The following is an 874-nucleotide window of genomic DNA, read 5'->3' as shown; positions in this document are numbered from 1 at the left end:
CTAGGCTTGGGTTTTTCCCGAATTTTCTTCGAAAATTCAAAAAGTAATTTTAACTTTGGAATCATCAGTAATAAATCGTCGCAACTGTCACAAGCCGCGGAACGTTATAAGCCATTACTCAAAAAGTGCTAAAAATGAACGATATTTTTTTAAACTCTAAATTGAAATTGTATTACATGAAGGACTTTGAAAAGTTACTTCAAGACGAAAGAGATTTTTGGAAAATTGACAATGAGTTTTTAAAGGAAATTTTAAAAGAAATAAATTCAAATTCAAAAGTTCAAACTTTATATTCTAAATATGGCGAACAAAAACTTCTTGGAAGTGAATCATATTTGCAATTCGCTTTTTCAAAAGATGTCCAAGATAAAATTTTTAGATTATTAATTCCAAATCTCCTTTTTACCTATAATTATGATTTTAAATCATATTGTTACTATGAATATCGTGAACCAAGTAAAAATAATAATTATAAATTGGAGCGTGAAAAGTTTGGGTTTAATTGTGTTGACGATGAAAACTATTTCATGATTAATAGTATAAAGATTTATTTGAAAACACGAGATAATATCATCAAGGAAAAGTTTTGGAAGGACTTAGAAAAAATGCTCAAGGAGTTGTAAAAACGTAACGGCTTATAACAGCAGTTTGTAACAACTGCGCGCTTGGGCTTGCCCCGAATTTTCTCCGAAAATTCAAAAAGTAGTTTTATATTTGAAATCATCAGTAATAAACCATCGCAGCAGTTACAAGCTGCGGAACGTTATGCTCAATATTTACGCCGGTTCAATAATCTAACGCAACTTTTAAAGAAATTTATAAGTTCGTTATTATGAAAAACTACAACCGAATTACACTACAAGAACGTATTGAG

Annotated in this window: 1 protein-coding gene; it reads left to right on the top strand. The window is 29.7% G+C overall.

All coding sequences use genetic code 11. The features are described from left to right. Window positions 1-134: 134 nt before the first annotated feature. Window positions 135-623 carry a hypothetical protein gene (locus tag HA632_RS00015; protein ID WP_176305198.1) on the top strand — a complete coding sequence of 163 codons (489 nt, stop codon included), beginning with the start codon at window positions 135-137 and terminating at the stop codon, window positions 621-623. Window positions 624-874 lie beyond the last annotated feature (251 nt).

This window comes from Flavobacterium sp. J49 (genome assembly GCF_011742145.1).
Classification (GTDB): Bacteria; Bacteroidota; Bacteroidia; order Flavobacteriales; family Flavobacteriaceae; genus Flavobacterium.
The sequence above is the reverse complement of the archived record's forward strand: the minus strand, read 5'-3'. Positions and strand labels throughout refer to the sequence as shown.

What these genes read in the sequence shown, in the direction of transcription:
- HA632_RS00015 (WP_176305198.1), top strand. Translation starts at nt 135, where the DNA reads ATGAACGATATTTTTTTAAACTCTAAATTGAAATTGTATTACATGAAG.